Raw genomic sequence first — 374 nt, forward strand, 5'->3', positions numbered from 1 at the left:
TTCGTGATCTCACCGCTCGCGACATCGCAACGATGCGCGAGTCTCCATACAAGGTCATTCAGCGCAAAGACGACGGCACCGTCGAGCTGGAAATTCGCTACGACAAAATGATGGCGTATCTGTCGCTGCTTTCCGGCGTCGACGATCTCATCCTCGGTGATCTGTCCGGCACCGATTTCCAGAGCGCCTGCAACGTCGTCGGCGAGGTCTGGAACGGCCTGGGGGAATAGCCGGTCGTGCCAACTATCTGGTCGTGATGCGCGTCGATACTCCGACGAACATCATGACCATGACCCCCGCAGAACTCCGCTATTGGTACGACATAACGAAGCGGAACGAGAAGTTGATGGCTGAAACGAGGTAAGCCGACATGC

General features: G+C 57.0%; 1 protein-coding gene. It reads left to right on the top strand.

What is annotated here, in order from left to right:
• Positions 1 to 230, top strand: a 230-nt coding sequence (locus OO70_RS50810; RefSeq protein WP_043688474.1) for a hypothetical protein, incomplete at its 5' end; no start/stop codon positions are given.
• Positions 231 to 374 lie beyond the last annotated feature (144 nt).

Origin of the sequence: Streptomyces xylophagus (assembly GCF_000716435.1) — a bacterium.
GTDB lineage: Bacteria > Actinomycetota > Actinomycetes > Streptomycetales > Streptomycetaceae > Streptomyces > Streptomyces xylophagus.